The following is a 25,721-nucleotide window of genomic DNA, read 5'->3' on the forward strand; positions in this document are numbered from 1 at the left end:
CCCACACGGAAAGGTTGCCGGGCTAGGTGCCCTACTTGGTGCTGGAGTTACTTGGTGCAGGAGTTGGGATCGAGCTTCTCCTCGACCTTGTCCTCACGGCCGTCGGGCTGGCCGCTGGGGAGCAGCTTGTCGGAGATGCCGTCGATGTAGTACCCGTGCGAGTAGATCGTCTGGTAACCCCGGTCCCGCCAGCTGTGCGCGGTCCTCTCCCCGTCGCCCTTGTCCCACTGGTAGTCCTCGACCTGGAAGACGGGGTTCACCCGCACCACGCGCTGGTACGGCGTCCAGGTCACGGCGACCTGCCGGCACGGCGGAACGGTCTTCTCGCTCCGGGTCTCGAACTTGGACTCCTTCTCCCAGCCCCACTCGTACCCGGCGCTGCCGCCCACGGTTCCGGAGAAGATGCTCTTGGCGAGGGAGAGGCTGATGGTGCCGCCGACGCTCTTCTTCGCGAACGTCTTGGTGCTGTAGCTGCTGACGAAGGTCTCCTTGTCGTCGGCGGAGCCCTTGTTGCCGATCCACCGGGACGTCCGGACGGTGTCGCCCTTGATGGACCAGGTCGAGGCCTCGGCGTATCCGCACCAGCCGCGGAACAGCTCCCACGGCCCGGCGGGCTTCCACAGCCCGAAGACGTCCCGCAGGTACTCGTCGCGGGTCTTGAACTCACCGGTGTCGACGTTGAGGGCACCGTAGACACCGGTCAGGCTCGTCTCCTGACCGCACAGCCGCTCGATCATCCGGTCGGTGTCACCGGGGTCGACACCCCGGATGTTGGTCGCCCCGGCGGGCCCGGCGGAGGCGGGACCCGCGCCGGCCAGCAGACCGGTTGCGGCGAGGGCGGTGGAGGCGGCAACAAGGCCGCATTTCTTGAGAGTTGACTTACGAATGAGACGCATGGGGGTCGCTCACTCCTGCTTGTCGTTCTGTGACGGCAGTGAAGATGTCAGAACGGGTGCGGGTGTTTGCGGTACTGGTGGGTACGACAGGACATTGACAGCTGGCTGGTTGTCATGTCCCGCTTTATCGGGCGTCGGCGTCGCCGCCACGGCTGACCGCGACGCGCAGCACGTCTCCCAGGGACTCCACGGCCCTCGTCAGCGCGAAACGCACGGCGCGTTCACCGGCCTTGGCGTCTGCGAGTACGGCCCTGGCGCCCGCGAGCACCTGCTCGGCGGAGGCGAGTTGAGCGGCCTCGACGTCATCGGCGAGCTGTGAGAGGCGGCTGTGGGGGGCGTCGGTGGACAGGTAACAGGCCTTGCCGTCGTCGCCGGTCCAGGGGAGCAGCCTCATGCGTAGATCTCCAGGTCACGGAGGTAGGGCCGCACCAACGGGGTGTCCATGAGGAGGGGCTCTACGTGGAGGGGCTGAGGGATGCGCGGGGGCGGGGACTCCGTGGCGGCTCGATGACGCCCTCGGGCGGGCAGCAGGAGTCGTACGAGGGTGAGGAGCAGGGACTCGCAGAGTTCGGCGGCGCGGAGGCGTAGGCGCACAGGGGTGTCCCTCCGGGGAGGCAGGCAGGGGTTGACGAGCGGTGATTACCGTTCGTGCCCCGATGGTTACGGCTCGCGCGTACGCTCCGGAAGAGGGCTGGCGTTGTCTGGGCGCCAGGCAACGGGGAGGGGTGACATGGGCGAATTCATTGACGAAAAGCGGGAGTCGAGGCGAGCTGAGCTCGGACGGACTCTGCGGTTCCTGCGGGAGAAGGCAGGCAAGACGCTTGCGCAGCTGTCGGCGGAGACGGCGTACGACAAGAGCTATCTCTTCCGCCTGGAGAAGGGGGAGCGGCTTTCCAAGCGGTCGGTCATGGAGGACCTTGACAGCTACTACGAGTCCGGTGACCTGCTTCTTCGCCTGTGGCGGGACGCGCGCAAGGAGGTCATCAAGGACAAGTACAAGGCGTTCATGGAGCTGGAGGCGACGGCTCGGGTCATGTGGATGTTCCAGCTGGCGGTGCCTGGGCTGTTGCAGACCGAAGAGTATGCCCGCACGGTGTTGTCAGGGTTGTCCAGAGCCCAGACAACGGCTGGCAACAGCGAGGAGATCGAGGAACAGGTGGCCTTGCGCATGGGGCGACAGGAGTTGCTCTACCGCGACCCGGCGCCCAGCATCCGCGTGATCCTGGACGAGGGGGCGCTTCGACGTCCCGTGCCCGATGCGAAGGTGTGGGCCGACCAGTTGTCGCGCTTGCTGGATGCGGCCGAGTTGCCATCGGTCGCCCTTCAGGTGCTGCCTCACGCGGCAGGCGTTCACGACCTCATGAACAGCCACCTCACGCTGTTGTGGCAACGAGTCGGAGACCCCGTTGCCTACGTGGAAGGCAACAGCTTCGGCGAGTTGATCGACGACCCGGACAAGGTCTTGTCCTTCCGCTGGTCCTACGATCTCGTCAGGGACGCGGCGCTGACTCCGGAGGAGTCGACAGTGTTCATCAAGCGTCTCTTGGAGGAGTGCAGATCATGAACCGAACCCTCGACCTCAGTACCGCCGTGTGGCGAAAGTCGTCCTACAGCGATGGAGGGCAGACCAACTGCCTGGAGGTCGCCGACGGCCACCCCGGCATACTCCCGGTCCGCGACAGCAAGCTCCCCCACAGCCCGATACTCGTGTTCGGCGCGAGCCCTTGGATGTCGTTCCTGGTCGGCGTCAAGGCCGGGAGGTCTGTCCACACCGACCGGTGAAAACGGGCGGGGACGGTAGGCCCTGGGGTTGTGGTGTCGCCATGGTAGAGCTACGGCAGAGCACACGACTTTGTGGCAGCTCGTCGAGCAATCAGACAGCGGCGGCAACGGTCGGCACCGGACGAGAGGGCGACTGGGTCCATGCGACCGCTGCCACCAGAATTGCGAACCCCATCACACATCCGATGGCCGATGCCCGTTCGGACCTCTGTCGACGCTCTGGGTCTTCAGCCACATCTCCCGCTAGATGGTGTACCAGAAATGCTCTGGGGCACGCTGGTTGACCTGCTTGGTGGCTTACTCGCCGAACCACTCTGATTTTACGGAGGGGACACCAGCAGCATGGCTGTCAAGGAGCATGTAAATCCGCCATCTGCCGACGTCGTAGTCGCTGATCTTGCCGCAGCCGGCGTCTCCACCATCACTGACGGACCGGACCTTCTTGACATTCAGCGTTACGGGGTCCCTCTCGTACACAGAGCCAGTGACACCCGCGCCATCCGCTTTGGTGTCACAGACCTCGAAGACGTCACCATCGTCGTGGAAGGCCATGTCGCCTCGCCCAGCAGAAAGGGATATCACCTTGTTTTCCCACTGAACTCCCACATCCGCAGCCCAGGCCGGCGTAGATCCAGCGTAGACCAAGGCGAGGGAGGCGCCGGCAACTGCAATCCGGGTGAACGGTTTAACCATAGTCGTTCCTTTCTTGTTTCAGTGATGAGTGCGCGCTTTAGCTGGGCGCGTCTGAGTTGACACCCGTGGAGAGGCTTTTGATCACGCCGCGCCGGACTTGGAGGCGCAGGCCCACTTCTTCTTGGATCCCGACTCGTAAAGGCACGCCGTAACCACGTACCCGGCTCCCTCCGGTATCTGCACTATCTTTATGTTCCCGGGCTTGTTGTCGCAGAAATCGGACGATCCATCGGAGTCCACGATTTCCGCACCGTGAGGGCCGTGATTGTTCCACGTCACCGTGGCGATGACGCTGTGGCCATCCGTCTCTGTATCGCAGGCCTGAAGTCTTTCCGGGCTTGAGTTGCCAAACAAGATCGCCTTTCCGCCCATAATGCTGCCCCCATCAGCCGTGTAGACGAGGGTCGTGTTTCCGGCGGCTTGTGCAGTACCGGAGGCGAGTATCATTGCGGCGGGCATGGCGATTGCCGCAGTTGCAAGATGGCGCATGCGCAGCTTGCGAATCATTTTTCTCCCCATTGGGCCATTGAGTCGTTGGGTCTCACCGAACACCAAACCGTTGGATCTCGCTATGCGCCGGAACCCCCTATTCATGGCGCGCGAATCCTGTCCTCGCACAGACATGCAATGCGATGGACAATTACCAGCGGTGATCAGGACTGTATCCCGGGCGTTCATTCTCGACCAGTGTTTACGGCACTTTGCCGGTCAAGCCTCGCTTACTGCTGGCGACCTGATGTATTCGCGGTTATCTAAGAATGGGATTAAGGGGGCAAGATGGGTGACGGAGTAATCTATTCCGCTCACGCTCCGTATGGAATGTGAAGTGCGTCACGATCTTTCCGTCCCGGTATCTTGGTTGCATTAGCCTCATTTTCCAGCGAAGTTGCCCATTTGTAGTGTTTCGGGCATTGGATCAATCCACGCATGCCCGGGAAGAGGAGGGTGAACGACTCTGCTCGCCTTGCGGCAGCTTCTTCCTCGGCTGACCACTCGTGACCTCTGGTGGTTGCCCGGCCACCGCTCCCTGCGAGAGCTCGTAACAGGATCATGATCCGGCCCTTGTGAGGTGGCTCCAGCAGAGACGTAGCGGAGCTTGCGTAGGCGTTGATCCGTACGCGCGTCACCAGGTAACTGTCGGGGCCGCCCGCTTCTTTGGCAGTGTCGTGCCTCCACGGCCTGCATCAAGGGCGCTTCGCGTCGCCTTCGGCGATCGGCCTCCGGCCGACCCTTGACCCAGGCCGTTCCAGCACGGGAGAGAAGCGAGCGAGCGGCCCGGAAAGGCGGTTGGCCAGGCAGATGGACCTCAGGGTCGGCTGCGTGGCCGCTCGGCGAGGAGGTTGCGCGCTCGCGCCTCGCTGACGCCGGGCGGCAAGGCATTGGGCCGTTGGTCGCACACGTGGTGTGGCCACCCGGCTTTCCGGGGCGTCAGGCCGAGGGGGGAGGGTCCTCCGGCGGTGGTACCGACGCCCCCGGCAGCCGTACCGTCGCCACCGTGCCGCCGCCCTCGGCGTGGGACAGGGACACCTCGCCGCCTGCCTGCTGCACCGTGCGGGCCACGATCGACAGGCCCAGGCCCGAGCCCGGCAGGGCGCGTGCGCTGGGGGAGCGCCAGAAGCGGTCGAAGACGTGGGGGAGTTCGTCGGCGGGGATGCCCGGGCCGTGGTCGCGGACGGTGAGGGTGCCTGAGGCGAGACGGACCTCGATCGTGCCGGACTCCGGGCTGAACTTCACCGCGTTGTCGAGGATGTTGACCACCGCCCGTTCCAGCGCTGAGGGTTCCGCCCGGACGAACCAGGGCTGGATGTCCGCCGTGATCGTCAGCTCCGGGCCGCGCAGCCGGGCGCGGCGCAGGGCCGACTCGACGGTGTCCTGCCACGCGACGATCTGGGTCCGTGCCGAGTGCTGGCCGGTGTCGGGGCGGGAGAGTTCCTGGAGGGCGCCGATGAGTGCGGCCAGTTCCGTCATCTGGGCCTTCACCGAGGCGAGCAGGGCCTTGCGGTCGGCCTCGGGGATGGGGCGGCCCGTCTCCTCGCTGCGGGTGAGGAGTTCGATGTTGGTGCGGAGTGAGGTGAGAGGGGTGCGGAGTTCGTGGCCGGCGTCCGCGATGAGCTGTTGCTGGAGTTCTCGCGAGCTGGCCAGGGCCGAGGCCATCGAGTTGAACGAGCGGGAGAGGCGGGCCACCTCGTCGTCGCTGTCGTCGTCCACCGGGATGCGGATGTCCAGGTCCTCCGTGCGGGCCACGTGCTCGACGGCTTCCGTGAGTTTGTCGACCGGGCGGAGACCCGCCCTGGCGACCGTGAGGCCGGCCGCTCCCGCGCCGAACACCCCTACGCCCGACACCAGCAGCAGGATCAGCGCCAGTTCGTTGAGCGTGGACTCCGTTCCCTTGAGCGGAACGGCGATGACCAGCGCGTAGTCGGCGGCCAGGCCCTGCTCGAACGGGCCGTCCTTCACGACCACCGCCGTGGTCAGCACGCGCACCGAATTACCGTCGCTGTCGGTGCCGTTGCGCAGGACGGCCGTCCGGTAGTCGGGGTTCTTGGCCACGTCCTTGTCGCCGCTCGTCACATTCACCTGGGGCATGAGGCTGCTGAAGCGGCAGACCTTGCCGTCGGTCCTGACCACCTGCGCGTAGGTCTGCGGCCGCGGCGCCCCGCCGAGCGTGTTCGACGGGTTCTGCGGGCACGCCTTCGTCAGCGCGTCGAACTCGTCCGCCTGAATCGTGCGGAACGACGACTGCAGGTCATCGTCCACCTGGTCGTACAACTTCCCCTGCACGATGAACCAGCACGTCACCGACACCGCCGCCACCGCGAACGCCACCGCCGCCGCCACCAGCAGCGCCAGTCGGGACCGGATCGGCAGGGAGCGGAACCGGCGTACGACCTTGTTCACTCCGCGCCGCCCGCCCGCAGTGCGTATCCGACACCCCGCACCGTGTGGACGAGGCGCGGTTCGCCGCCCGCCTCGGTCTTGCGGCGCAGGTACATGACGTAGACGTCGAGGGAGTTCGACGACGGCTCGAAGTCGAAGCCCCAGACCGCCTTCAGGATCTGCTCCCGCGTGAGGACCTGGCGCGGGTGTGCCATGAACATCTCCAGGAGCGTGAACTCCGTACGGGTCAGCTCCACCCGGCGGCCGGCCCGGGTGACCTCGCGCGTCGCGAGGTCCATGCGCAGGTCGGCGAAGGTGAGCGCGTCCTCGTCCTCCGGGGTGCCCGCGCCCACGGCCGCCGCGTAGGAGCTGCGGCGCAGCAGGGCACGGATGCGGGCGAAGAGTTCGTCCAGTTCGAAGGGCTTGACCAGGTAGTCGTCGGCGCCCGCGTCGAGGCCCGTGACCCGGTCGCCGACGGTGTCACGGGCCGTGAGCATCAGGATGGGCGTCGTGTCGCCGGTGGAGCGGATGCGGCGCGCGGCGGTCAGGCCGTCCATGCGGGGCATCTGGATGTCGAGCACGACCAGGTCGGGCCGGTACGCCGCGTGCTTCACCAGCGCGTCCGCGCCGTCGACGGCGACCTCGGTCCCGTATCCCTCGAAGGCGAGACTGCGCTGGAGTGCTTCGCGTACCGCCGGCTCGTCGTCGACGATCAGGATGCGCTGGGGGTCACGGTCGCCGTCTGCGGGGCTCATGGGCTCGGGGTCCTCGGGTGTGAAGGGGAGGGCGGGGCGGGGCTGGGCTGTCTGACGTTCTCAGCCTCGCATGACCGCGGGTGACGCCGGGAGGAAGCGTCAGCCCCTTACGGTGCGGCGTCGGGCTGCGGCGGACCGGCTCGCGCGCCGCGCCGTCGCCGCCGCCACCTCGGGTGCCCGTCCCGTCGGCGCGTGCAGTTCGTACGCCACCGCCAGGGCCAGCCCGACCCCGGCCGGATCGCCGCCGGACTCCGTGTGTTCGACCTGCTGGATCATCGCCCTGCTCCTCATTCCGTGAACAAGCTCATTCCGAACAAGCTCATTCCGTGGAACCGGCCCGCAGCTTCGCGAGGTCGGCCTTGACGGTGTTGATCGGGATCGCGAAGCCCAGGCCCACGCTGCCCGCCGCCGCGGACGAGGACGCGCCCGCCGCCGAGTACATCGCGGAGTTGATCCCGATGATGTTGCCGTTCATGTCGATCAGCGCGCCGCCGGAGTTGCCCGGGTTGAGGGACGCGTCGGTCTGGAGCGCCTTGTACGTCGTGGTGTCCGAGCCGGTGTCGCCGTTGAACTCCCGACCGCCGAACTCGAACGGCCACTCGCCGCCCTGCTGGCCCTGCCCCTGCTCCTGGCCCTGGCTCTCGTCCGTGGAGACCGTGACGTCCCGGTCGAGGGCGGAGATGATGCCGCTGGTGACGGTGCCGGTCAGGCCCTCGGGGGAGCCGATCGCCACGACCTGGTCCCCGACCCCGACCCCGGCCGAGTCGCCGAGCGTCGCGGTCTTCAGGCCGGAGGCGTTCTCCAGCTTGATCAGCGCCAGGTCCTTCTTGCTGTCGGTGCCGACGACCTTGGCGGTGTAGGACTTGCCGTCGTTGGTCGTCACCTTGATCTGCGAGGCACCGGCGACGACGTGGTTGTTGGTGACGATCTCGCCGTCGCCCGTGATGATCACGCCGGAGCCGGTGGAGGACCCGGCGTTGGAGTCGGCACTGATCTCGACAATGCTCGGGCTGACTGCCTTGGCGACCCCGGAGACCGTGCCCTTCTGGCTGGACGGCACCACGTTGGTGCTGGTGGAGCTGGAGGTGACGGTGTCGTTGCCGGTCAGCTCCTGGATGCCGTAGGCGGTGCCGCCGCCTATCGCCGCGGCGACGATCGCCACGGCGGCGAGCAGGGCCACCGGCCCCCGGCGCTTCTTGTGCGGGGCCGGCTGCACCGGCGGGTGGGCCGGCGGAGGCGGCCACTCGGGGTTCACAGGAGAGGATCCATGCTGGGAGTACATGCTCTCGGTCATGTCTCAGAGCTTGTCGCCCGACCATGAGAGCTTCCTGAGTGCTCTCTGAGAAGCCCGACAGAACCTCGTATGCCCGATATAAAGGCGCCCTGCCGCTGCTCAGCCGCCGGAGGCTATGCGCAGCCGCAGGACTGCCGCGTCACCAACCTGGACGGGAACACCTTCAGCCGCTCCCGCCGCGCGCCCGCGACCCGCAGACCGTCGTCGAGGACGAGGTCCACCGCGGCCCGGGCCATCGCCGGGCGGTCGGAGGCCACCGTGGTCAGGGGCGGGTCGGCGAGCGCCGCCTCCTTGATGTCGTCGAACCCGGCCACCGCCAGCTCGCCGGGGACGTCGATGCGCAGCTCGCGCGCCGCCCGCAGCAGGCCGATCGCCTGGTCGTCGGTGGAGCAGAAGATCGCGGGCGGCCGCTCGGGGCCGGAGAGGATCTTCAGGGCGGCCTGGTAGGCGTCATAGCGGTTGTAGAGGGCCTCGAAGAGGCGGCCCTCCGTGGAGATCCCGGCCTCGGCCATCGCGCGGCGCCAGCCCTCGACGTGGTCGGAGACCGGGTCGCCGACCACGGGGGTCTCCGCGATGCCGCCCATACAGGCGACGTACTCGTGTCCGTGCTCCAGCAGGTGCCGTACGGCGAGTTCGGCGCCGTCGAGGTCGTCGGTGACGACGGCGACGTCGTCGATGGACTCGGGCCGCTCGTGCAGCAGCACCACCCGGGCGTCCCAGGCCTCGATCTCGGCGGCCGCCAGGTCGTTGAGCGCGTGGCTGACGAGGATGAGCCCCGAGACGCGCATACCGAGGAAGGCCCGCAGATAGTGGACCTCGCGCTCGCCGATGTAGTCGGAGTTGCCGACCAGCACCATCTTTCCGCGCTCGGACGCGGCCTGTTCGACCGCGTGCGCCATCTCCCCGAAGAAGGGCTGGCGCGCGTCCGGCACGATCAGACCTATGAGATCCGTACGCCGGGACGCCATGGCCTGGGCCACTCGGTCGGGCCGGTACCCCAGTTCCTTGATCGCGGCGAGTACACGCTCGCGCGTGGCCGGGGCGACCGGCCGGGGTCCGTTGTTGATGACATAGCTGACCACGGCAGTGGAAGTCCCTGCCAGCCGCGCCACATCATCCCGAGTCACCTTGGCCACGCGCGGAGTCTACGCGGATATACCCGCTCTGGGCAGGGCGTAAAGGAGGTTCTGTGCGATATCCCGACCGCCGTCCGGGGGACCCGTTGCGGAAAGCGATGCCCAGGTGGGCACCGCGATACGCCTCTTACGCCTTGGCGCGTGCCTCGGCGGCCTCCAGGGCGGCCGACTTGTCCGCACTGTCCTGCTTTGCCTTGGCCGCCTTCGCCTTCGCCTCCTCGGCGGCGCGCTCCACCTTCTCCGGCGTAACGAATCGATAACCGACGTTCCGGACGGTGCCGATCAGCGACTCGTGCTCGGGTCCGAGCTTGGCGCGCAGGCGTCGTACGTGCACGTCGACCGTGCGCGTACCGCCGAAGTAGTCGTAGCCCCACACCTCCTGCAGCAGCTGGGCGCGGGTGAAGACCCGGCCGGGGTGCTGGGCGAGGTACTTCAGGAGCTCGAACTCCTTGAAGGTCAGGTCGAGGACGCGGCCCTTGAGCTTGGCCGAGTACGTCGCCTCGTCGACCGACAGGTCGCCGTTGCGGATCTCCATCGGGGAGTCGTCGCTGACGATCTGCTGCCGTCCCATGGACAGCCGCAGCCGGGCCTCGACCTCCGCCGGGCCGGCGGTGTCGAGCAGGACGTCGTCGATGCCCCAGTCCGCGGTGACGGCGGCGAGGCCGCCCTCCGTGACGACGAGGATCAGCGGGCAGCCCGGTCCGGTCGACCGCAGCAGCTGGCACAGGCTGCGGACCTGCGGCAGGTCGCGCCTGCCGTCGACGAGGATGACATCGGCACCCGGGGTGTCGACGAGCGCGGGGCCCTCCGCGGGGGCCACTCGCACGTTGTGCAGGAGCAGGCCGAGGGCGGGGAGCACCTCCGTCGACGGCTGGAGGGCGTTGGTCAGGAGCAGCAGAGAACTCATATGTCTGGTTCCTCCTCGGTCCCTGCGAGGACGTTTGTTGGTACAGCACAGCTCTGCGATCCCGAAGGCCCGTACACCTGCGGTTTCCCGCTTCGTATACAACGCTTCCGAAAGCACAAAAGGACCCGGGGGCGTCGCTGCCCGAGTCCTCTGCCCAGCAGAATAGCCCACATGAGCTCTGGTCGGGCAGGTCATGTGGCGCGTTCCACCGTGCGTCCGAACTCCGAGACGACTGGCAGAACGCCTGTGCGGACTGCCGTGCGGACCTTTTTGCGGACTGCCGACGGCGTGACGATCGATGCCGTATACGACCCGGGTACCGCTGTATACGACGCCTCCGGGACGCCTTCCGCTCATCCCGTGTTCGTCGTCGCCCACGGCTTCACCGGTGCCGTGGATCGGCCTCACGTGCGGCGGGTGGCCGAGGCGTTCGCCCGGCACGGGGCCGTCGTCACCTTCTCCTTCCGGGGGCACGGGGCGTCCGGCGGGCGGTCCACGGTCGGGGACCGGGAGGTCCTCGACCTCGCGGTGGCCGTGGAGTGGGCCCGGGAACTCGGGCACGCGCGCGTGGCGACGGTGGGGTTCTCCATGGGCGGGTCAGTGGTGCTGCGGCACGCGGCGCTGTACGAGGAGGACACGGACGCGGTGGTGTCCGTCAGCGCGCCCGCCCGCTGGTACTACCGGGGGACGGCTCCCATGCGCCGGCTGCACTGGCTGGTGACGCGGCCCGAGGGGCGGGCGGTGAGCCGGTACGGCTTCGGTACGCGCATCCACCACCGGGACTGGGACCCGGTCCCCCTCTCCCCCGTGGAGGCGGCGGCGAGGATCGCGCCCACACCCCTGCTGATCGTGCACGGCGACGCCGACGGCTACTTCCCGCTCGACCACCCCCGCATGCTGGCTGCGGCCGCCGGTGACCAGGGCGAACTGTGGGTGGAGCCGGGCATGGGGCATGCCGAGCACGCGGCGAGCGGTGAGCTGCTGGCCCGGATCGCGGCGTGGGGCGCCGGCCGGGCGGGCTAGCCTGACGGAGTTCACCGTCGAGTTTCATTGAGGAAGCAGATGCCAAAGGTCACGGTGCGCTACTGGGCCGCCGCCAAGGCCGCGGCCGGGGTGGCCGAGGAGCCGTACGAGGCGGTCACGCTCGCCGAGGCGCTCGACGGGGTGCGCGAGCGACACCCCGGCGAACTCGAGCGTGTCCTGCGGCGATGCTCGTTCCTCGTCGACGGTGACCCCGTGGGCACCCGCGGACATGAGACGGTACGGCTGGCCGACGGCGGCACGGTCGAGGTGCTCCCGCCGTTCGCAGGAGGATGACGATGAGCAACCAGCCGCACGAGGGCTACGACCCCTACGGGCAGCAGCCGCAGCAGCCGCAGGCGTGGCCCGGGCAGCAGCCGTACGGCGATCCGTACGCCGGCCGGCAGTACCCCCAGCACCCGCAACACCCCCAGCACCCGCAACACCCGCAGGACACCCAGCAGTGGCAGGGGCAGACCTGGGAGACGCAGACGCACCAGCCGGTGACGGCGGCGGAGGAGACGGCGTATCTGCCGCCGCAGGGGTACGGGGCTCCGGCTCCCGGCGAGGCAGGCGAGGCTCCCGCCCCCGCCCCCGCTCCGGATCCCGATACGGGGTACGGGCCCGCCACCGTCGGCGGGAACACGCGCGTCACGGACGCGCAGCGGGCGCGGGCGGAGGGGCGGTCGCCGATCATCGAGCCGGGGATGCAGCCGGCCGCGCTGACGGCACTGCTCGGGCTGTTGCTCGCGGGTGCCGCGGCCGTGGGCACGTACGCGCTGCTGGTTCCCCTCGTCGCCCTCCAGGCCGTCACCGCGGCGGGCTGGTTCCGGCTGAACGGGATGTGGCCGGCGCGGCAGGGCATCGCGCTGGGCTTCGCGGGGGCGCTGGCCGCGGACGCGGCGCTGCTGGTGTCGGACCGCTCGCCGTCGGCGATCCTCGGCACGCTCGGGGTGTGGGTGCTGCTCGCACTGGTCCTCCAGCTGCGGTCGCACGCCGACCCGGACGAGCGGATGTACGGCCTGATGGCGACGGTCGCGGCCTCGGCGCTGGCGATCGTGGCAGGTGGTTATCTCGCGGCCGACGCGGACGCGGTGACGGTGGGAGCGGTCGCGGTGGCCGTCGCGGTCCTGGCGCGTGCCCTGCCGCTGCCGACGCCGGCGTCCGTGGTGGTGGCGATGCTCGCGGCGGCGGGCGGGGGTGTCGCGGCCGGCGCGATGACGGGGCTCGGCACGCCGGGCGCCCTGCTGGGAGCGGGCGCGGGTGCCTGCGCGCTGATCGGCCACCGGGTCGCCAGCTACGACTACCCGTCCCGCTTCGTCCACTTCACGGCAGGCGTGGCCCTGCCGCTCTCCGCCGCGGCCCCAGCGGTCTACCTGTTGGGCCGGGCCCTGGCCTAGCGCCTGCGGGGCGTTGACGGGTACCAGACGCCCGCCCCCTAGCCGCCGACATGCGCGCCGCCCCCCCCGCCGGCATGCGCGCCGCCCCCCCCCGCTGCGGGCATGCGTGCCGCTAGGGGCGGCACGGGTGGGCGCAGCGGCACCCCGCTCCGCCGGGCTGCGCACCCACCCCCCCCCGGGCCCCAGCACCGACGCACAGCTCCTGCCTGTCACAGATGATCGACAAATCCCGGGCGCTCACATCCCACGGAGTTACCCTCACGCTTGGGCGGCCACCCGGTCGTCAGGGAACGGACCGCCGTCCAACCGCCGAGGTGGGGGAAAACACCGCATGCGCGCACTGCGAATACTGCTGATCGTCGTCGTGATCCTGGGCGGGCTCTTCGTGATCGCCGACCGCGTCGCGGTGAACTTCGCCGAGGACGAGGCCGCCGACCGCCTGAAGACGACGGAGAACCTCTCGGCGACCCCCGACGTCTCCATCAAGGGCTTCCCGTTCCTCATCCAGGTCGCCGGCGGTTCCCTGGACGACATCGAGGTCGGCATCCAGGACTACGAGGCCGCCGCGGGCAACGGCGGCCAGAAGATCCGGATCGACGACCTCAAGGCCGACATGCAGGGCGTCGAGTTCTCCGGCGACTACAGCTCCGCCACCGCCACCAGCGCCACCGGCACCGCGACCATCGCCTACGACGAACTGCTGAAGACGGCGAAGTCCGAGCCGACCCAGGTCGCCCCGGGCGTCACCGCCAACGTCGTGGGCCTCTCCGACGGCGGCAACGGCAAGATCAAGGTCACCGTCGAGGCCACCGTCCTCGGCACCAAGCTGCCCGAGCCGGTATCCGTGCTCAGCTCGGTGACGGTGGTCGACGGCGAAGTCCGGGTCAAGGCCGACGGCCTGCCCAAGTTCGGCGGCGTCGACATCGCCGAGTCCCGCGTCCGGGCCATCACCGACTTCCAGCAGAAGATCGACGGCCTGCCCGGCGGCATCCAGCTGGACAACGTCCAGGCGGCGCCGAACGGCGTGGAGATCACGGTGAAGGGTTCCAACGTCCGGCTGGCCGGGTAGGGAAGGCCCGAGGCGGCCGCAGCGACCAGGGCTGTCCGGTGGGCGAGACGGCGGAGTCCGTAGCGTAGATGTGACGGCGAGTGCAGGGCGGCCGGAGCCGTGCGGGAGACGCACGGACAGGTCGCTGATCCCATATGGCGGATCTTTGCGTCTCAATATGCGACACACCGGTGACACGCGTGCCCGACCGTCCCTACGATCGACGGCATGAAGCGACAGGCGGATCTCACGAAGCGGCGGGCAGTAGACCTGTGCCGCGTCGCCGCCATGCTCTGTCGCACCTTCTGAGCGACCGCGTCGGCCTGCTCCGACGCGCGCATCCCCGCCGCCCTGGATCAAGGGCACCCGTGCGCCGCCCTCGTCATGGGCGCGCCCGCATACCTCGCACGCCCCGCCGTAACTGCCCCGGAGGAGAAAGAGCATGAGCCGCAGCGACGTCCTGGTAGACGCCGACTGGCTTCAGGAGCACCTGGACGACTCGAGCATCGCGATCGTCGAGGTGGACGAGGACACGTCCGCGTACGACAAGAACCACATCAGGAACGCGATCCGCATCGACTGGACCGACGACCTTCAGGACCCGGTCCGCCGTGACTTCGTCGACCAGGAGGGCTTCGAGAAGCTCCTGTCGGACAAGGGCATCGGCAACGACCACACGGTGGTCCTGTACGGCGGCAACAACAACTGGTTCGCCTCGTACGCGTACTGGTACTTCAAGCTGTACGGCCACGACAACGTCAAGCTTCTCGACGGCGGCCGCAAGAAGTGGGAGCTCGACGCGCGCGAGCTCGTCGCCGGCGACGAGGTGCCCGAGCGTCCGAAGACGGACTACAAGGCCAAGGCCCAGAACACGGCCATCCGCGCCTTCCGCGACGACGTCGTGGCGGCCATCGGTTCGCAGAACCTGGTCGACGTGCGTTCGCCCGACGAGTTCTCCGGCAAGCTGCTCGCCCCGGCCCACCTGCCGCAGGAGCAGTCCCAGCGCCCCGGCCACGTGCCGAGCGCCCGGAACATCCCGTGGTCCAAGAACGCCAACGACGACGGCACCTTCAAGTCGGACGACGAGCTCAAGGAGCTCTACGCCGAGGAGCAGGTCGACCTGGCCAAGGACACCATCGCCTACTGCCGCATCGGTGAGCGCTCCGCGCTGACCTGGTTCGTGCTGCACGAGCTGCTCGGTGTGGAGAACGTCAAGAACTACGACGGCTCCTGGACCGAGTACGGCTCCCTGGTGGGCGTGCCGATCGAGCTCGGCGCCAACAAGTAAGACCTCCGACCGACCTTTCATCACCCCCTTCAGGAGAACGACATGTGTGGAGCGAAGGCCGGCGGCCCCGACGCCTCGACGATCAAGCCCGGTGAGACCACGATCCAGGGTCAGGTGACCAAGGACGGCGAGCCCGTGGTGGGCTACGTCCGTCTGCTGGACTCGACCGGCGAGTTCACGGCCGAGGTGCCGACCTCGGCGACCGGACAGTTCCGCTTCTACGCGGCCGAGGGCACCTGGACCGTTCGCGCCCTCGTGCCCGGCGCCACCGCCGACCGCACGGTCGTCGCCCAGCAGGGCGGACTGGCGGAGGTCGCGATCGCCGTCTGACGGCGACAGTGCGCAGGAGGGGCCGCACCCCCCGGGTTGGACGCCTGGGGTGCGGCCCTTCGGCGTGCCCGGATCTACGCTGGACGTATGTACGCACGACGGCGGCGGACGTACTTCGCGATGATGGGCCTCTGCATCGGGCTCTTCGTTCTGGCCTGGGGTGTTGTTCGGCTGTGGTCGATCCCCGTCGCCGTCGGGATGTGTGTGGTCGCCATGGTCATTCCGCCCGTGGCGGCCATGGTCGCGAACCGGCGCGGGCCCGACGACCGCTGGTGGGACGACCCGTCCGGGGATCCCCAGTCCGACGAGTGGTGGGACGAGCTGGACGGCAAGAAGCGGCCGAGGTGACCGGCGTCCTCTCGCGTGCGGCGGGTATCCCGGCTCCATGAGACTGACAGCGGCGACTCTGGACGCGCCGGACGCGCGCGTGCTGGCGGACTTCTATCTCCGGCTGCTGCCCGGCTGGCGGGTGTGGCGTGGGGAGGACTGGCAGGACTGGGTGCACATCCGGCCGCCCGACGGCGGTACGGGACTGTCCTTCCAGACCGAGCCCTTCTACCGGCCGCCCGTCTGGCCGAGCGCTCGGGAGGGGCAGCAGATGATGATCCACCTCGATATCGAGGTCGACGACCTGGAGCGGGAGGCCGCGCGGGCCGTCGCCGAGGGCGCCCGGCTCGCCGAGGTCCAGCCGCAGGCCGATGTCCGGGTGCTCCTGGATCCGGCGGGCCACCCCTTCTGCCTGCACACGGACGCGTCTCCGCAGGCTCAGTAGACGCGTCTCGGCAGGCTCAGTAGACGAGCGCCTGGGTGTCGTCCGCCAGGGACTCCTGGACGAAGACCTGCGCGCCCGCGATGCGGACACCCTCGATGACGTCCTTCTCCGTGATCTCCCGGCGGGCCGCGCACTGCGTGCACAGCGTGACGCGGCCGGCCGCGAGGATCGAGTCGAGCAGGTCGGGCAGCGGGGCCGCGTGCGGGAGGTCGAAGTCGGCGGCGCGGCCGGGCAGGGCGAACCAGGCGGATTCGCCGGTCAGCCACAGGGAGACCTCGACGCCGCTGGCGACGGCCACCGCCGCCACCGTGAACGCCTGTGAGCACCGCTCGGGGGCGTCGGCCCCCGCCGTCACCTTGATCACCAGCTTCTTCGCCATAGCCGGAAGCGTAGTCCGGAATCGAGGTGCCGAAGGCGCCCGCGTAAGCTGGCCTCCGGCCCTGTGCACCCATTCGCACCCCGCTCAAGGAGCACCCCGTGGAGCTTTTCTTCGAAATCCTGTTGGTCCTGGTCGCCGTCGGCGTCCTCGCCTTCGCCGGACTGACCGTGAAGAAGCTGTACCAGGGCCAGCGCTGACCCCCGTCTAGGAAGTTCCCATGATCGAGATCCCGTCCGACCTTCACAAGGACCTCGTCCCGCTCGCCTTCCTGCTCGGCAACTGGGCGGGTGCCGGTGTGCACGACTTCCCCGGCTCCGAGAAGTGCAACTTCGGGCAGGAGGTCACCTTCAGCCACGACGGCCGGGACTTCCTGGAGTACCACTCCCACTCCTGGGTGCTGGACAACGACGGCAACAAGGTCCGGCCCCTGGAGTCCGAGCACGGCTTCTGGCGCATCGACGCGAACCGCAAGGTCGAGGTGACGATGACCCGCGACGACGGCGTCATCGAGATCTGGTACGGCGAGCTGGCCGACCAGAAGCCCCAGATCGACCTGGTCACCGACGCCGTGGCCCGCACGGCCGCCTCCCAGCCCTACACCGGCGGCAAGCGGCTCTACGGCTACGTCAAGAGCGACCTGATGTGGGTCGGCGAGAAGCAGACCCCCGAGGTCGAGCTGCGCCCCTACATGTCCGCCCATCTGAAGAAGGTCGTCACCCCGGAAGAGGTCGAGCGCTGGGCCAAGGCCCTCCCCGACGACATGCCGGACGACGGCATCGCCTTCTTCAAGTAGTTCTAGACTCGAGGTGTGGTGAGCACCGACTGGAAGAGTGATCTGCGGCAGCGCGGCTACCGGCTGACCCCGCAGCGGCAACTCGTGCTCGAAGCCGTGGACACCCTGGAGCACGCGACCCCCGACGACATCCTCGTGGAAGTGAGGAAGACGGCGTCGGGGGTCAACGTCTCCACCGTCTACCGGACCCTGGAGCTCCTGGAGGAGCTCGGACTGGTCAGCCACGCCCATCTGGGACACGGGGCGCCGACGTACCACCTCGCGGACCGGCACCACCATCTCCACCTGGTCTGCCGTGACTGCCAGAACGTCATCGAGGCGGACGTCTCCGTGGCCGCCGAGTTCACCGACAAGCTGCGGCAGACGTTCGGCTTCGACACCGACATGAAGCACTTCGCGATCTTCGGCCGGTGCCAGGACTGCGCGCTCAAGGCTTCAACTACCGAGTCGTAGGCTTACGTATATGAAGAGCCCCCTGCTGACCCTGCCCGGCGCCGTCCCCGCCGAGGGCGTGGACGAAGGCGTCGCCGCCCACTACGGCGACCTGTTCCGCGAGCAGCGCGCCCTCGCCGACGGCACCGGTTTCGTCGACCTCTCCCACCGGGGCGTCGTCGCCGTCACCGGCGAGGACCGGCTGGCCTGGCTGCACCTGCTGCTCACCCAGCACGTGAGCGACCTCCCCGCGGGCCGGGCCACCGAGGCGCTGATCCTCTCCGCGAACGGCCACATCGAGCACGCCCTGTATCTCGTCGACGACGGCGGGACGGTCTGGGCCCATGTGGAGCCGGGCACCCAGGAGGCGCTGATCGCGTACCTGGAGTCGATGAAGTTCTTCTACCGGGTCGAGGTCGCCGACCGCACGGCCGACACCGCGGTGGTGCATCTGCCGGCCGGCTCCATCGCCGAGGTGCCGAAGGGGGCCGTCGTACGGGAGACGCCGCACGGGCGGGACCTGTTCCTGCCGCGCGGCGACCTGGAGGCCTACGCCGAGCAGGCCGGGCCGCCGGCCGGGATCCTGGCCTACGAGGCGCTGCGCGTGGAGCAGCACCGGCCCCGGCTCGGTTTCGAGACCGACCACCGCACCATCCCGCACGAGCTGGGCTGGATCGGCTCCGCGGTGCATCTGCAGAAGGGCTGCTACCGGGGGCAGGAGACGGTCGCCCGGGTGCAGAACCTGGGCAAGCCGCCGCGCCGGCTGGTCTTCCTGCACCTGGACGGCAGTGAGGTTCATCTGCCGACCGTCGGGACGGAGCTGCGGCTCGCTGACGACGGGCCCGACGGCCGGAAGATCGGTTTCATCACGACGTCCGCCCGTCACCACGAGCTGGGGCCGGTCGCCCTCGCCCTGGTGAAGCGGAACGTGGCCGTGGACGCGCCGCTGGTGGCCGGGGACACGGCCGCGGCCCAGGAAGTCGTCGTCGAGCCGTAGGCCGTCGGGCCCTAGGTCTTCGTGCCGTAAGTCGTCGTCGCGCCGTACGACTTGTAGACCTTTCGGGTCAGATTTCGATCTGCACGGTGAACGGGCCGTCGTTCGTCAGTGATACACGCATCGCCGCCCCGAAGCGGCCCGTGGCCACCGTCGCGCCGAGCGCGCGCAGCTGGGCCACCACCTCGTCGACCAGCGGCTCGGCGACATCGCCGGGGGCGGCGGCGTTCCAGGTGGGGCGGCGGCCCTTGCGGGCGTCTCCGTAGAGGGTGAACTGGCTGATCACCAGGAGCGGGGCGTCGATGTCGCTGCATGACTTCTCGTCGTGCAGCATGCGGATCGACCACAGTTTGCGGGCCAGCTGGGCCGCCTTCTCCTTGGTGTCCTCGTGCGTGACGCCGACCAGGACGCACAGCCCCTCGCCCTCGATCGCGCCCACGGTCTCGCCGTCCACGACGACGCTCGCGCCGTCCACCCTCTGCACCACTGCTCGCATACGTCCATCATGCAGGGCGGTGAACGTCACGCCGCGGGTGGTGTGCGCATGGCACGAACGGGTGGTTTGCGCCGGGCGCCAACGGGCCGCGCGCGGCCGTATTTTGCTGCTTAACCGCCCATCTGGGGTCTATCGGGGGCACTCGTTCCCATAGCGGCCACTTGGGGTGGCACGATGCATGCACACACCGGTCGAGGGGACGGTTGAGGCACATGAGCACATCCAGCACCGGGCAGCAGTCGGGGGCTGTCTGGTCGACGTACACGGGGATCGGGGCGACGGAGTACCACCGGCCGCCCACACAGCGCACGGACAGCCCGCGGCTGCCCTCGGACGCTCCCGAGCCCGATCAGACCGCGCTGAGCCTGACCGAGCTGCGCACCCTGCGCCGCGAGGCCCAGCGCGACGAGGCCGACCTCAGCTATGTACGGAGGCTGCTCCAGGGGCGGATCGACATCCTGCGCGCGGAGTTGGCACGGCGTACACCGGCGGACGCGGCCGCCGTCGCGGCGCCCGCGGAGGTGTCCGTCGTCGAGCGGCTGGCGGAGATCCTGCGGGACGCCCCGGCCCGGCACCGCTCCTCCGCCCGCCATGTGACGCTCTCCACCCCGCAGGGCGAGGAGTCCCGGCGGCTGGCCGCGGAGATGCTCGGCGAGGTCGAGCTGTCCGACCTGGGGGCGCGGACGGATCTGGAGCTGAACACGGCGATGGGGCGGCTCGTGCGCTACGAGCAGCAGGTCTCCCGGCGGCGGCAGCGGCTCCAGCGCACGGCCGACGAGTGCGGTACGGAGATCGCCCGCCGCTACCGCGAAGGGGAGGCGCAGGTCGACGACCTGCTGGTCTGAGCCGCTCCCGGTCAGGGGGAGGGCCGGTGCCGGGAAATCCGCGCGACACCGACCGGCCCTCCGCCTAGCGTGAGCCCATGACCAGCGAAGCCGACATAGACGTACGCCCCATCGCCGAAGCCGAGCACGCCGAGTGGCTGCGTGCCGTGCACACCGGCTTCCTGCGGGGGCCCGTCGTCTCCGCGGAGGAGATCGAGGGCCGTCGCCGGAACTTCGTCCCGGGCCGCTTCCTGGGCGCCTTCGACGGTGGCCGGTGTGTGGCGACCTTCCGGTCCTTCGAGCAGCAGCTCACGGTCGTGGGCGGGGCGAGCGTGCCGGCCGACGCCGTCACCGGGGTCACCGTCACCGCCACCCACCGCCGCCGCGGGCTGCTCAGCCGGATGATGGCGCGGGACCTGGCGGCCGCCAAGGACCGCGGTGACGTCGTCGCGACGCTGATCGCCGCCGAGTACCCGATCTACGGCCGGTACGGCTTCGGGCCGGCGGCCTGGATGGCCGAGTGGACGGTCGATGTGCCGCGCGCCGGCCTCGACGCCCGCCGGTCGGGCCCCGCGGGCGGCGGCCGGATCGACCTGGTGGACGGCGACGACGTCCGCAAGCTCGGCCCCGACCTGCACGAGCGGCTGTGCCGCATCCAGCCCGGCGCCGTCAGCCGCGACGAGTTCTGGTGGAAGGTGAACACCGGCGCCGTACGGTTCGACCCGGAGTGGAAGATGCCCTTCTTCGCCGTGTACCGCTCGGCGTCCGGCGAGGTCGAGGGCATGGCCGCCTACGACGTGGACGACAACTGGGGCGAGGCCAAGCAGCCGTTGAACACGGCGACCGTGAGATGGCTGACCGGGGTGACACCGGCCGCGGAGCGCGCTCTGTGGCAGTACCTCTGCTCCATCGACTGGGTCATGCGGGTGAAGAGCGGCTGGCGGGCGCCCGACGACCTGCTCCCGCACTTCCTGCCGGACCCCCGGGCGGCCAGGATCACGTCGCTGGCGGACTTCCTGTGGGTGCGGATCCTGGACGTCGTACGGGCGCTGGAGGCGCGGACGTACGAGGAGGAGGGGACGCTGGTGCTGGAGGTCGCCGGGGTGGACGGTCTGACCGGCGGGCGGTACCGGCTGGAGGCCTCCGCCGAGGGAGCGTCCTGTACGCCGACCACCGAGAGCGCGGAACTCACTCTGGAACTGGGCGAGTTGGGCGCGCTGTGGCTGGGGGACGAGTCGGCGGTGCGGCTGGCGGCGCTGGGGCGGGTGCGGGAAGAACGAGCGGGCGCCGCCCGGAAGGCCGACGCCCTGCTGCGTACGTCCAGGCGGCCTTGGTGCCCGGACATGTTCTGAGCCGCTCCCTTCTGCCGGCGGACAGGGACCCGCATCCGTAGCGAGCTGTTCGGTTGTGGTTGTTGTGCGGTGGTGCTCACCGACCGGGCTCCCGGCTCCCCTCCGGAAGGGAGGCCCGTCTGACCATGTTGCATAAGTTGGCGACCAACTTCTCTGTACTTATAGCCGCTTGGGAGCGTCTCATAACCACCCTGCGCTGAACTGCCGGAAGATGGCGGGAAGTTGTACTGTTTGGTTGTGGACCCGGAACACACCTCCGTCAATGGACGGAAGAGGTCGCAACGGCCACAGAGAACACATCAACAGGTGGCCGACGAACTGCGCGCCCGGATCAGGTCAGGAGTGCTGCGGTCCGGTGAGCGCATGCCGACGCAGGCGCAGCTCGCCGACGAGTTCGGCGTCGAGCGCGGTGCCGTGCGCCAGGCACTGCGCATCCTGCAGTCCGAGCAGCTGCTCACCAATGTGTCCAAGGGCAGCCCGGCGACCGTCGCCTCCGACCCCGCCAGGGCGCTGACCGGCCCGCAGGCCCCGCCACTGCCCACGACGGTGGGCCTGGCGCCCCGGATCGCGGCGGCGTTCGCGGCGGAGCACGTCGAGATCGACGCGGTGTGCCTGACCTCCATCTCCCTCACGCTGGCGATCGGCGAACCCCTGCGGCAGATCCACGCCGGACGGCTGGAACCGGCCAAGGTCGACGTCCGGGTCCTGCTGCCGAGCCGGGACATCGACCTCGCCTTCCCGGTGCCGGTCGAGGGGCGCGGCGACGACTGGGTGCACGAGCGGTGGCTGGCGATGCGCAATGCCCAGGGCCAGGTCCTGGAGCACAATCTGCTGGCCCTGCGCGCCACGCACGGCATCGACGTGCACGTCACGTTCCGGGCGCTGCCCTTCACCCCGCCCGTGAAGCTGTACCTGCTCAACGGCTCGGAGGCGCTGTTCGCGTACTACACGCTGACGCGCCGGGAGGCCGAGATCGACCACGAGCAGATGGAGATGTACGACGCGCAGGGCACCCAGTCGATGCTGTTCTCCTTCCGGCAGGGGCCCGGACTGCGCGACACGACCTTCGTCGAGCAGTCGCACCTCTGGTTCAACGCGCTGTGGGAGACGATCAGTTCGGAGCTGGTGCTCACGAGCTCATAGGGCGGTCCTGAGCACCAGCAGCGCCAGCACGACGGCTCCCGTGGAGCTGACCGCCGAGTTGTTGGACTTGAGCCCCACGGTGAGAAGGAGCAGGCCGATGATGCCGACCGGGCCGTACTTCCACTGGACGAACTGCTCGAAGGCGACGACCGCGATGGCGGCGAGAAGAGTGAGGGCGGGCATTGGATTCCCCCTTCGGAAGTTCGGAAGCAAAACTTCCGCCAACTCAGGTAAGTTGGCAACCAACTCTGATTAAGTTGTCCCCACTTGGCCCCTACTCATAAACAACTTTCAAACAACTCCCGCCAGATGGATCAGAGTTGTAGCGTTTGGTCGTGATCCAGGCGGACGTGGCGGAGGACGTGGCGGAGAACGTGGCAGTGAACGGCAGCAGAAGGCTCTCGCCCCAGGAGATCGCCGACCACCTGCGGGAACGCATCCGCACGGGTGAGCTCAAGCCCGGGGACCGCCTGCCCACCCAGGCCGAACTCGCGGAGGAGTTCGGCGTGGAACGCGGAGCCGTCCGCCAGGCCCTGCGGGCCCTCCAGGAGGACGGTCTCCTCACCAACGTCAGCAAGGGCAGCCCGCCGCGGATCGCCGCGCCCGCTCCGTCCCGGGGCGAGCCCCAGCCGACGATGGTCGGTCTGGCGCCACGCCTGACGGAGGCGTTCTCGGCCCCCCGCGTCCGCGTGGACGTGGTCTGCCACACGGCGGAGACCCTGATGGTCGCCATCGGCGAACCGCTCCGCCTGATCCACGAGGGCCGGATCCACCCCGAGTCGATCGACGTCCGCATCCTCGTCCCCTCCCGGGACATCGAGCTGGCCTTCCCCGTCCCCGTGGAGGCCCACGACGACGACAACCCGGTCCACCAGCGCTGGCTGGCCATGCGCAACGCCCAGGGCCAGGTCCTCCAGCACAACTTCCTGGCCCTGCGCTCCACACACGGCATCGACGTGCACGTCACGTTCCGCGCGCTGCCCTTCACCCCGCCGGTGAAGCTGTACCTCCTCAACCAGGAGGAGGCGCTGATCGGCTACTACATGCTGACCAGGCGCGAGGAGGAGTGGGGGAGCCGGACCCTGGACATGTACGACGTCCTCGGCTCCCAGTCCCTCCTCTTCTCCTTCACGAAACGAGCGGGTCAGCGGGACGCGGCGTTCGTCCAGGAATCCCAGAAGTGGTTCGACGCCCTCTGGGAAACCATCACGACGGACCTGACACTCTCCTAGTGACTTCTGATACGGCGCAGACTGGTGCGGTGACAGTCCAGACGGAAAGCGATCCGCACGAACTCCGGAATCTGATCAGACGCGCCCGCGTCGTCCTGTGGGACTTCGACGGGCCCATCTGCCGTCTGTTCGCCAACCACTCGGCGGAGCGGGTGGCGCGCGACCTGGTCTCCTGGCTGGAGGGCCGGGGACTGCACGGGCTGCTGACGGAGGGCGAGCGAGAGTCCCTCGACCCGCATGTCGTGCTGCGCGCCGTGGACCGCCGGCACCCCGGCAGCGATCTCGTCGCCGATCTGGAGGCACGTCTCACCCAGGAGGAGCGGCTGGCCGCGTCTTCGGCGATGCCGACCGCGTACGCGGACCCGCTGATCCGCACCTGGACGGCGGTGGGGGCCCGGCTGGCGATCGCCACCAACAACTCGCCGCTCGTGGTCGCCGAGTACCTCACGAGCCGCGGCCTCGTCCCCTGCTTCCAGCCCCACATCTACGGCCGCACCCAGGAACTCCACCATCTGAAGCCGGACCCGCACTGCCTCAACCGGGCGCTGAGCGCGATGGGTGCCGCCCCGTCCGACGCGCTGATGATCGGCGACACGCCCTCCGACCACGAGGCGGCGGCACGGGCCGGGGTGCCGTTCCTGGGCTACGCGCGTAACGAACGCAAGGCCAAGCTCCTGAAGGCGGCCGGGGCCGACGTGGTCCTGACGTCCCTGGAACCGCTGCTGGCGCTCCTGCGGGCTTAGGCCGGCTCCCGGACCCCACTGGATCGTCACGGCGTCGCCTCCCGTCCTGGCCTGCGGGTCAGGCAACTCGTCGGCCAACTTGCCTGGTTGCCTGCTGATATCAGGCATGCCCGGTCAACTTGATCCCTTAACCGGCAAGTTGGACGGACTGCTTGCCTGAACCAAACCTGTTTGCTTGTCGGCCGGTGGCGGTACGTACGTCATGTGACTGCCAGGCGGAGTGGTGACGGCAAGGCGTTCCGGCATGTGGCGGAGGAGCTGCGGACGCGGATGGCGGACGGGACGTATCCGCGCGGGGCCCTGCTGCCCTCGCAGCGTGAGCTGGCCGAGGAGTTCGGAGTCTCCAGGGACACCGTGCAGCGGGTCATCCAGGAACTGGGCAACGAGAGCTGGATCGAGAACCGGCAGGGGACCAGGGCCCGGGTCATCAAGAACCAGCACATCCAGTCGGAGACGGCCAGGGCCACCCGGTCCCGGCGGCCGATGACACTGGACCCGCTCATCAGCGAGGCGTTCGAGCAGCGCGAAGTCACCCTGGACGTCTACACGCTGACGTCGGAGTCGCTGGACGTCCACATCCGCCGCCAGGACGAACGCATCCGCGCCGGCGTCATCGCGCCCGAGCGCATCGCCCTGCGCATGCTCCTGCCGTCCGAGTCGCTGGAGCTGCCCTACCCCCGGGCCGTGAACGACGAGGACGCCCCCCGGCTGCGGGACCGCTTCCGCACCATCACCAGGCGGAGCACGGAATCCCTGCACCAGGTGCTGGAGGGGCTGCGGGCGGAGAAGCTGGTCCCCTCCGTCGACCTGGAGATCCGGCACGCCCCCCTCACACCGACCTTCAAGCTCTATGTGATCAACGAGGCCGAGGTGCTGCACGGCCTGTACCGGGTCGTCGAGCGGGCCCTGGTCCTGGAGAGCGGGGACCAGGTGCGGGCGCTCGACGTCCTGGGCCTCGGCGCCACGCTGACGCACCACGTGCAGGACGGCGATCCGGACTCGGCCGGGACCATCTTCGTGGACACCATGCGCAGGTGGTACGACTCGGTCTGGGACCTGCTGGCCGAGCGACCGGAGTGACGAAAAGCGCGGGTGAGGCGCGAGGGGGCCATGGGGGCGGCTGGGTGTAGCATTC

34 protein-coding genes are annotated in these 25,721 nt (G+C 69.1%); 20 read left to right on the top strand and 14 right to left on the bottom strand.

What is annotated here, in order from left to right; all coding sequences use genetic code 11:
* Positions 1-47 precede the first annotated feature (47 nt).
* From ACIBK5_RS41135 to ACIBK5_RS41145, 3 genes are all read right to left on the bottom strand, one after another.
* On the bottom strand, positions 48-896 hold the full coding sequence (locus ACIBK5_RS41135; RefSeq protein WP_399028194.1) for a hypothetical protein: 849 nt from the start codon (positions 894-896) through the stop codon (positions 48-50).
* Between the two features lie 124 nt (positions 897-1,020).
* Positions 1,021-1,290: a hypothetical protein gene (locus ACIBK5_RS41140; RefSeq protein WP_399028196.1), complete on the bottom strand. Its 270-nt coding sequence runs from the start codon at positions 1,288-1,290 to the stop codon at positions 1,021-1,023.
* Positions 1,287-1,490 carry a hypothetical protein gene (locus ACIBK5_RS41145; protein WP_399028198.1) on the bottom strand — a complete coding sequence of 68 codons (204 nt, stop codon included), beginning with the start codon at positions 1,488-1,490 and terminating at the stop codon, positions 1,287-1,289. Before ACIBK5_RS41145 ends, ACIBK5_RS41140 begins: the two co-directional genes overlap by 4 nt.
* A gap of 136 nt (positions 1,491-1,626) precedes the next feature.
* On the opposite strand from ACIBK5_RS41145, the gene ACIBK5_RS41150 reads away from it, so the two are divergent.
* Both ACIBK5_RS41150 and ACIBK5_RS41155 read left to right on the top strand, forming a co-directional pair.
* Positions 1,627-2,460, top strand: coding sequence for a helix-turn-helix domain-containing protein (locus ACIBK5_RS41150; RefSeq protein WP_399028200.1), 834 nt, complete (start codon positions 1,627-1,629; stop codon positions 2,458-2,460).
* Positions 2,457-2,678 (top strand): DUF397 domain-containing protein, encoded by a 222-nt coding sequence (locus tag ACIBK5_RS41155; RefSeq protein WP_391111770.1) that lies wholly within the window; start codon positions 2,457-2,459, stop codon positions 2,676-2,678. The genes ACIBK5_RS41150 and ACIBK5_RS41155 overlap by 4 nt, the downstream gene beginning before the upstream one ends.
* A 297-nt stretch (positions 2,679-2,975) precedes the next feature.
* On the opposite strand, the gene ACIBK5_RS41160 is transcribed toward ACIBK5_RS41155, so the two are convergent.
* From ACIBK5_RS41160 to ACIBK5_RS41195, 8 genes are all read right to left on the bottom strand, one after another.
* Positions 2,976-3,371: a hypothetical protein gene (locus tag ACIBK5_RS41160; RefSeq protein WP_399028203.1), complete on the bottom strand. Its 396-nt coding sequence runs from the start codon at positions 3,369-3,371 to the stop codon at positions 2,976-2,978.
* An 81-nt stretch (positions 3,372-3,452) separates the two neighbouring features.
* Complete coding sequence (locus ACIBK5_RS41165; RefSeq protein ID WP_399028205.1) at positions 3,453-3,878, bottom strand: hypothetical protein; 426 nt, start codon at positions 3,876-3,878, stop codon at positions 3,453-3,455.
* Between the two features lie 921 nt (positions 3,879-4,799).
* On the bottom strand, positions 4,800-6,269 hold the full coding sequence (locus tag ACIBK5_RS41170) for a sensor histidine kinase (RefSeq protein WP_399028206.1): 1,470 nt from the start codon (positions 6,267-6,269) through the stop codon (positions 4,800-4,802).
* On the bottom strand, positions 6,266-7,003 hold the full coding sequence (locus ACIBK5_RS41175; protein WP_399028209.1) for a response regulator transcription factor: 738 nt from the start codon (positions 7,001-7,003) through the stop codon (positions 6,266-6,268). Before ACIBK5_RS41175 ends, ACIBK5_RS41170 begins: the two co-directional genes overlap by 4 nt.
* A gap of 99 nt (positions 7,004-7,102) precedes the next feature.
* Positions 7,103-7,279 carry a hypothetical protein gene (locus tag ACIBK5_RS41180; RefSeq protein WP_399028211.1) on the bottom strand — a complete coding sequence of 59 codons (177 nt, stop codon included), beginning with the start codon at positions 7,277-7,279 and terminating at the stop codon, positions 7,103-7,105.
* Positions 7,280-7,322: 43 nt separating this feature from the next.
* Complete coding sequence (locus tag ACIBK5_RS41185; protein ID WP_399028213.1) at positions 7,323-8,297, bottom strand: S1C family serine protease; 975 nt, start codon at positions 8,295-8,297, stop codon at positions 7,323-7,325.
* A gap of 113 nt (positions 8,298-8,410) precedes the next feature.
* The gene (locus ACIBK5_RS41190) at positions 8,411-9,433 is read right to left on the bottom strand and encodes a LacI family DNA-binding transcriptional regulator (protein WP_399028215.1); all 1,023 of its coding nucleotides are present in this window, start codon (positions 9,431-9,433) and stop codon (positions 8,411-8,413) included.
* A 127-nt stretch (positions 9,434-9,560) separates the two neighbouring features.
* On the bottom strand, positions 9,561-10,340 hold the full coding sequence (locus tag ACIBK5_RS41195; RefSeq protein ID WP_215120564.1) for a response regulator transcription factor: 780 nt from the start codon (positions 10,338-10,340) through the stop codon (positions 9,561-9,563).
* 171 nt (positions 10,341-10,511) lie between these two features.
* On the opposite strand from ACIBK5_RS41195, the gene ACIBK5_RS41200 reads away from it, so the two are divergent.
* The 9 genes from ACIBK5_RS41200 (at position 10,512) to ACIBK5_RS41240 (ending at position 16,198) form a co-directional block, all read left to right on the top strand.
* Positions 10,512-11,363: an alpha/beta hydrolase gene (locus ACIBK5_RS41200; RefSeq protein WP_399028217.1), complete on the top strand. Its 852-nt coding sequence runs from the start codon at positions 10,512-10,514 to the stop codon at positions 11,361-11,363.
* A gap of 39 nt (positions 11,364-11,402) precedes the next feature.
* Positions 11,403-11,657 (top strand): MoaD/ThiS family protein, encoded by a 255-nt coding sequence (locus ACIBK5_RS41205; protein WP_234845559.1) that lies wholly within the window; start codon positions 11,403-11,405, stop codon positions 11,655-11,657.
* 2 nt (positions 11,658-11,659) lie between these two features.
* Positions 11,660-12,760, top strand: coding sequence for a hypothetical protein (locus ACIBK5_RS41210; protein ID WP_399028220.1), 1,101 nt, complete (start codon positions 11,660-11,662; stop codon positions 12,758-12,760).
* A 331-nt stretch (positions 12,761-13,091) separates the two neighbouring features.
* Positions 13,092-13,829, top strand: a complete 738-nt coding sequence (locus ACIBK5_RS41215; protein WP_399028222.1) for a DUF2993 domain-containing protein — start codon at positions 13,092-13,094, stop codon at positions 13,827-13,829.
* A gap of 207 nt (positions 13,830-14,036) precedes the next feature.
* The gene (locus ACIBK5_RS41220) at positions 14,037-14,117 is read left to right on the top strand and encodes a putative leader peptide (RefSeq protein WP_350310325.1); all 81 of its coding nucleotides are present in this window, start codon (positions 14,037-14,039) and stop codon (positions 14,115-14,117) included.
* Between the two features lie 133 nt (positions 14,118-14,250).
* Entirely contained in the window at positions 14,251-15,096 is an 846-nt protein-coding gene (locus tag ACIBK5_RS41225; RefSeq protein WP_399028224.1) for a sulfurtransferase, read from the top strand.
* A gap of 42 nt (positions 15,097-15,138) precedes the next feature.
* Positions 15,139-15,426: a DUF1416 domain-containing protein gene (locus ACIBK5_RS41230; RefSeq protein ID WP_003991226.1), complete on the top strand. Its 288-nt coding sequence runs from the start codon at positions 15,139-15,141 to the stop codon at positions 15,424-15,426.
* A gap of 87 nt (positions 15,427-15,513) precedes the next feature.
* Positions 15,514-15,774, top strand: coding sequence for a DUF3099 domain-containing protein (locus ACIBK5_RS41235; protein WP_399028226.1), 261 nt, complete (start codon positions 15,514-15,516; stop codon positions 15,772-15,774).
* Positions 15,775-15,811: 37 nt separating this feature from the next.
* Entirely contained in the window at positions 15,812-16,198 is a 387-nt protein-coding gene (locus ACIBK5_RS41240; protein WP_399028228.1) for a VOC family protein, read from the top strand.
* Between the two features lie 16 nt (positions 16,199-16,214).
* On the opposite strand, the gene ACIBK5_RS41245 is transcribed toward ACIBK5_RS41240, so the two are convergent.
* Positions 16,215-16,577, bottom strand: a complete 363-nt coding sequence (locus ACIBK5_RS41245) for a DsrE family protein (protein WP_399028230.1) — start codon at positions 16,575-16,577, stop codon at positions 16,215-16,217.
* A gap of 217 nt (positions 16,578-16,794) precedes the next feature.
* On the opposite strand from ACIBK5_RS41245, the gene ACIBK5_RS41250 reads away from it, so the two are divergent.
* The 3 genes from ACIBK5_RS41250 to ACIBK5_RS41260 are packed head-to-tail and all read left to right on the top strand — an operon-like array spanning position 16,795 to position 18,799.
* Positions 16,795-17,370 carry an FABP family protein gene (locus ACIBK5_RS41250; protein ID WP_399028232.1) on the top strand — a complete coding sequence of 192 codons (576 nt, stop codon included), beginning with the start codon at positions 16,795-16,797 and terminating at the stop codon, positions 17,368-17,370.
* A 15-nt stretch (positions 17,371-17,385) separates the two neighbouring features.
* A complete protein-coding gene (locus ACIBK5_RS41255) occupies positions 17,386-17,823 on the top strand; it encodes a Fur family transcriptional regulator (protein ID WP_382578280.1) in 438 nt (145 codons plus the stop codon).
* Between the two features lie 10 nt (positions 17,824-17,833).
* Positions 17,834-18,799, top strand: coding sequence for a YgfZ/GcvT domain-containing protein (locus ACIBK5_RS41260; RefSeq protein WP_399028234.1), 966 nt, complete (start codon positions 17,834-17,836; stop codon positions 18,797-18,799).
* Positions 18,800-18,866: 67 nt separating this feature from the next.
* Here ACIBK5_RS41260 and dtd read toward each other — a convergent pair whose 3' ends face one another.
* Positions 18,867-19,292 (bottom strand): D-aminoacyl-tRNA deacylase, encoded by a 426-nt coding sequence (gene dtd, locus ACIBK5_RS41265; protein ID WP_184909966.1) that lies wholly within the window; start codon positions 19,290-19,292, stop codon positions 18,867-18,869.
* A 212-nt stretch (positions 19,293-19,504) separates the two neighbouring features.
* Here dtd and ACIBK5_RS41270 point away from each other — a divergent pair, with 212 nt between their 5' ends.
* The 3 genes from ACIBK5_RS41270 (at position 19,505) to ACIBK5_RS41280 (ending at position 22,611) form a co-directional block, all read left to right on the top strand.
* A complete protein-coding gene (locus ACIBK5_RS41270; RefSeq protein WP_399028236.1) occupies positions 19,505-20,137 on the top strand; it encodes an aerial mycelium formation protein in 633 nt (210 codons plus the stop codon).
* Between the two features lie 77 nt (positions 20,138-20,214).
* Complete coding sequence (locus tag ACIBK5_RS41275) at positions 20,215-21,468, top strand: GNAT family N-acetyltransferase (protein ID WP_399028238.1); 1,254 nt, start codon at positions 20,215-20,217, stop codon at positions 21,466-21,468.
* Between the two features lie 231 nt (positions 21,469-21,699).
* Positions 21,700-22,611 carry a FadR/GntR family transcriptional regulator gene (locus ACIBK5_RS41280; protein ID WP_399028240.1) on the top strand — a complete coding sequence of 304 codons (912 nt, stop codon included), beginning with the start codon at positions 21,700-21,702 and terminating at the stop codon, positions 22,609-22,611.
* On the opposite strand, the gene ACIBK5_RS41285 is transcribed toward ACIBK5_RS41280, so the two are convergent.
* A complete protein-coding gene (locus ACIBK5_RS41285) occupies positions 22,606-22,794 on the bottom strand; it encodes a hypothetical protein (RefSeq protein ID WP_399028243.1) in 189 nt (62 codons plus the stop codon). The genes ACIBK5_RS41280 and ACIBK5_RS41285 overlap by 6 nt on opposite strands.
* A 197-nt stretch (positions 22,795-22,991) precedes the next feature.
* Here ACIBK5_RS41285 and ACIBK5_RS41290 point away from each other — a divergent pair, with 197 nt between their 5' ends.
* The 3 genes from ACIBK5_RS41290 to ACIBK5_RS41300 all read left to right on the top strand — a co-directional run bounded on the left by ACIBK5_RS41290 (position 22,992) and on the right by ACIBK5_RS41300 (position 25,666).
* Positions 22,992-23,843 carry a GntR family transcriptional regulator gene (locus ACIBK5_RS41290; protein WP_399028330.1) on the top strand — a complete coding sequence of 284 codons (852 nt, stop codon included), beginning with the start codon at positions 22,992-22,994 and terminating at the stop codon, positions 23,841-23,843.
* Positions 23,844-23,872: 29 nt separating this feature from the next.
* Positions 23,873-24,586, top strand: a complete 714-nt coding sequence (locus ACIBK5_RS41295) for an HAD family hydrolase (RefSeq protein ID WP_399028245.1) — start codon at positions 23,873-23,875, stop codon at positions 24,584-24,586.
* A gap of 204 nt (positions 24,587-24,790) precedes the next feature.
* Positions 24,791-25,666: a winged helix-turn-helix domain-containing protein gene (locus ACIBK5_RS41300; RefSeq protein ID WP_399028247.1), complete on the top strand. Its 876-nt coding sequence runs from the start codon at positions 24,791-24,793 to the stop codon at positions 25,664-25,666.
* Positions 25,667-25,721: the final 55 nt, after the last annotated feature.

Origin of the sequence: Streptomyces sp. NPDC050546 (assembly GCF_044457425.1) — a bacterium.
Classification (GTDB): Bacteria; Actinomycetota; Actinomycetes; order Streptomycetales; family Streptomycetaceae; genus Streptomyces.

Excerpts from the sequence above, each read along its gene's own strand:
- ACIBK5_RS41180 (WP_399028211.1), bottom strand. The coding sequence starts at position 7,279 with ATGATCCAGCAGGTCGAACACACGGAGTCCGGCGGCGATCCGGCCGGG.
- ACIBK5_RS41240 (WP_399028228.1), top strand. The coding sequence starts at position 15,812 with ATGAGACTGACAGCGGCGACTCTGGACGCGCCGGACGCGCGCGTGCTG.
- ACIBK5_RS41235 (WP_399028226.1), top strand. The coding sequence starts at position 15,514 with ATGTACGCACGACGGCGGCGGACGTACTTCGCGATGATGGGCCTCTGC.
- ACIBK5_RS41185 (WP_399028213.1), bottom strand. The coding sequence starts at position 8,297 with ATGACCGAGAGCATGTACTCCCAGCATGGATCCTCTCCTGTGAACCCC.
- ACIBK5_RS41260 (WP_399028234.1), top strand. The coding sequence starts at position 17,834 with ATGAAGAGCCCCCTGCTGACCCTGCCCGGCGCCGTCCCCGCCGAGGGC.
- ACIBK5_RS41245 (WP_399028230.1), bottom strand. The coding sequence starts at position 16,577 with ATGGCGAAGAAGCTGGTGATCAAGGTGACGGCGGGGGCCGACGCCCCC.
- ACIBK5_RS41230 (WP_003991226.1), top strand. The coding sequence starts at position 15,139 with ATGTGTGGAGCGAAGGCCGGCGGCCCCGACGCCTCGACGATCAAGCCC.
- ACIBK5_RS41205 (WP_234845559.1), top strand. The coding sequence starts at position 11,403 with ATGCCAAAGGTCACGGTGCGCTACTGGGCCGCCGCCAAGGCCGCGGCC.
- ACIBK5_RS41215 (WP_399028222.1), top strand. The coding sequence starts at position 13,092 with ATGCGCGCACTGCGAATACTGCTGATCGTCGTCGTGATCCTGGGCGGG.
- ACIBK5_RS41195 (WP_215120564.1), bottom strand. The coding sequence starts at position 10,340 with ATGAGTTCTCTGCTGCTCCTGACCAACGCCCTCCAGCCGTCGACGGAG.
- ACIBK5_RS41160 (WP_399028203.1), bottom strand. The coding sequence starts at position 3,371 with ATGGTTAAACCGTTCACCCGGATTGCAGTTGCCGGCGCCTCCCTCGCC.
- ACIBK5_RS41150 (WP_399028200.1), top strand. The coding sequence starts at position 1,627 with ATGGGCGAATTCATTGACGAAAAGCGGGAGTCGAGGCGAGCTGAGCTC.
- ACIBK5_RS41220 (WP_350310325.1), top strand. The coding sequence starts at position 14,037 with ATGAAGCGACAGGCGGATCTCACGAAGCGGCGGGCAGTAGACCTGTGC.
- ACIBK5_RS41270 (WP_399028236.1), top strand. The coding sequence starts at position 19,505 with ATGAGCACATCCAGCACCGGGCAGCAGTCGGGGGCTGTCTGGTCGACG.
- ACIBK5_RS41275 (WP_399028238.1), top strand. The coding sequence starts at position 20,215 with ATGACCAGCGAAGCCGACATAGACGTACGCCCCATCGCCGAAGCCGAG.
- ACIBK5_RS41155 (WP_391111770.1), top strand. The coding sequence starts at position 2,457 with ATGAACCGAACCCTCGACCTCAGTACCGCCGTGTGGCGAAAGTCGTCC.
- ACIBK5_RS41285 (WP_399028243.1), bottom strand. The coding sequence starts at position 22,794 with ATGCCCGCCCTCACTCTTCTCGCCGCCATCGCGGTCGTCGCCTTCGAG.
- ACIBK5_RS41200 (WP_399028217.1), top strand. The coding sequence starts at position 10,512 with ATGAGCTCTGGTCGGGCAGGTCATGTGGCGCGTTCCACCGTGCGTCCG.
- ACIBK5_RS41175 (WP_399028209.1), bottom strand. The coding sequence starts at position 7,003 with ATGAGCCCCGCAGACGGCGACCGTGACCCCCAGCGCATCCTGATCGTC.
- ACIBK5_RS41135 (WP_399028194.1), bottom strand. The coding sequence starts at position 896 with ATGCGTCTCATTCGTAAGTCAACTCTCAAGAAATGCGGCCTTGTTGCC.
- ACIBK5_RS41225 (WP_399028224.1), top strand. The coding sequence starts at position 14,251 with ATGAGCCGCAGCGACGTCCTGGTAGACGCCGACTGGCTTCAGGAGCAC.
- ACIBK5_RS41250 (WP_399028232.1), top strand. The coding sequence starts at position 16,795 with ATGATCGAGATCCCGTCCGACCTTCACAAGGACCTCGTCCCGCTCGCC.
- dtd (WP_184909966.1), bottom strand. The coding sequence starts at position 19,292 with ATGCGAGCAGTGGTGCAGAGGGTGGACGGCGCGAGCGTCGTCGTGGAC.
- ACIBK5_RS41140 (WP_399028196.1), bottom strand. The coding sequence starts at position 1,290 with ATGAGGCTGCTCCCCTGGACCGGCGACGACGGCAAGGCCTGTTACCTG.
- ACIBK5_RS41165 (WP_399028205.1), bottom strand. The coding sequence starts at position 3,878 with ATGATTCGCAAGCTGCGCATGCGCCATCTTGCAACTGCGGCAATCGCC.
- ACIBK5_RS41210 (WP_399028220.1), top strand. The coding sequence starts at position 11,660 with ATGAGCAACCAGCCGCACGAGGGCTACGACCCCTACGGGCAGCAGCCG.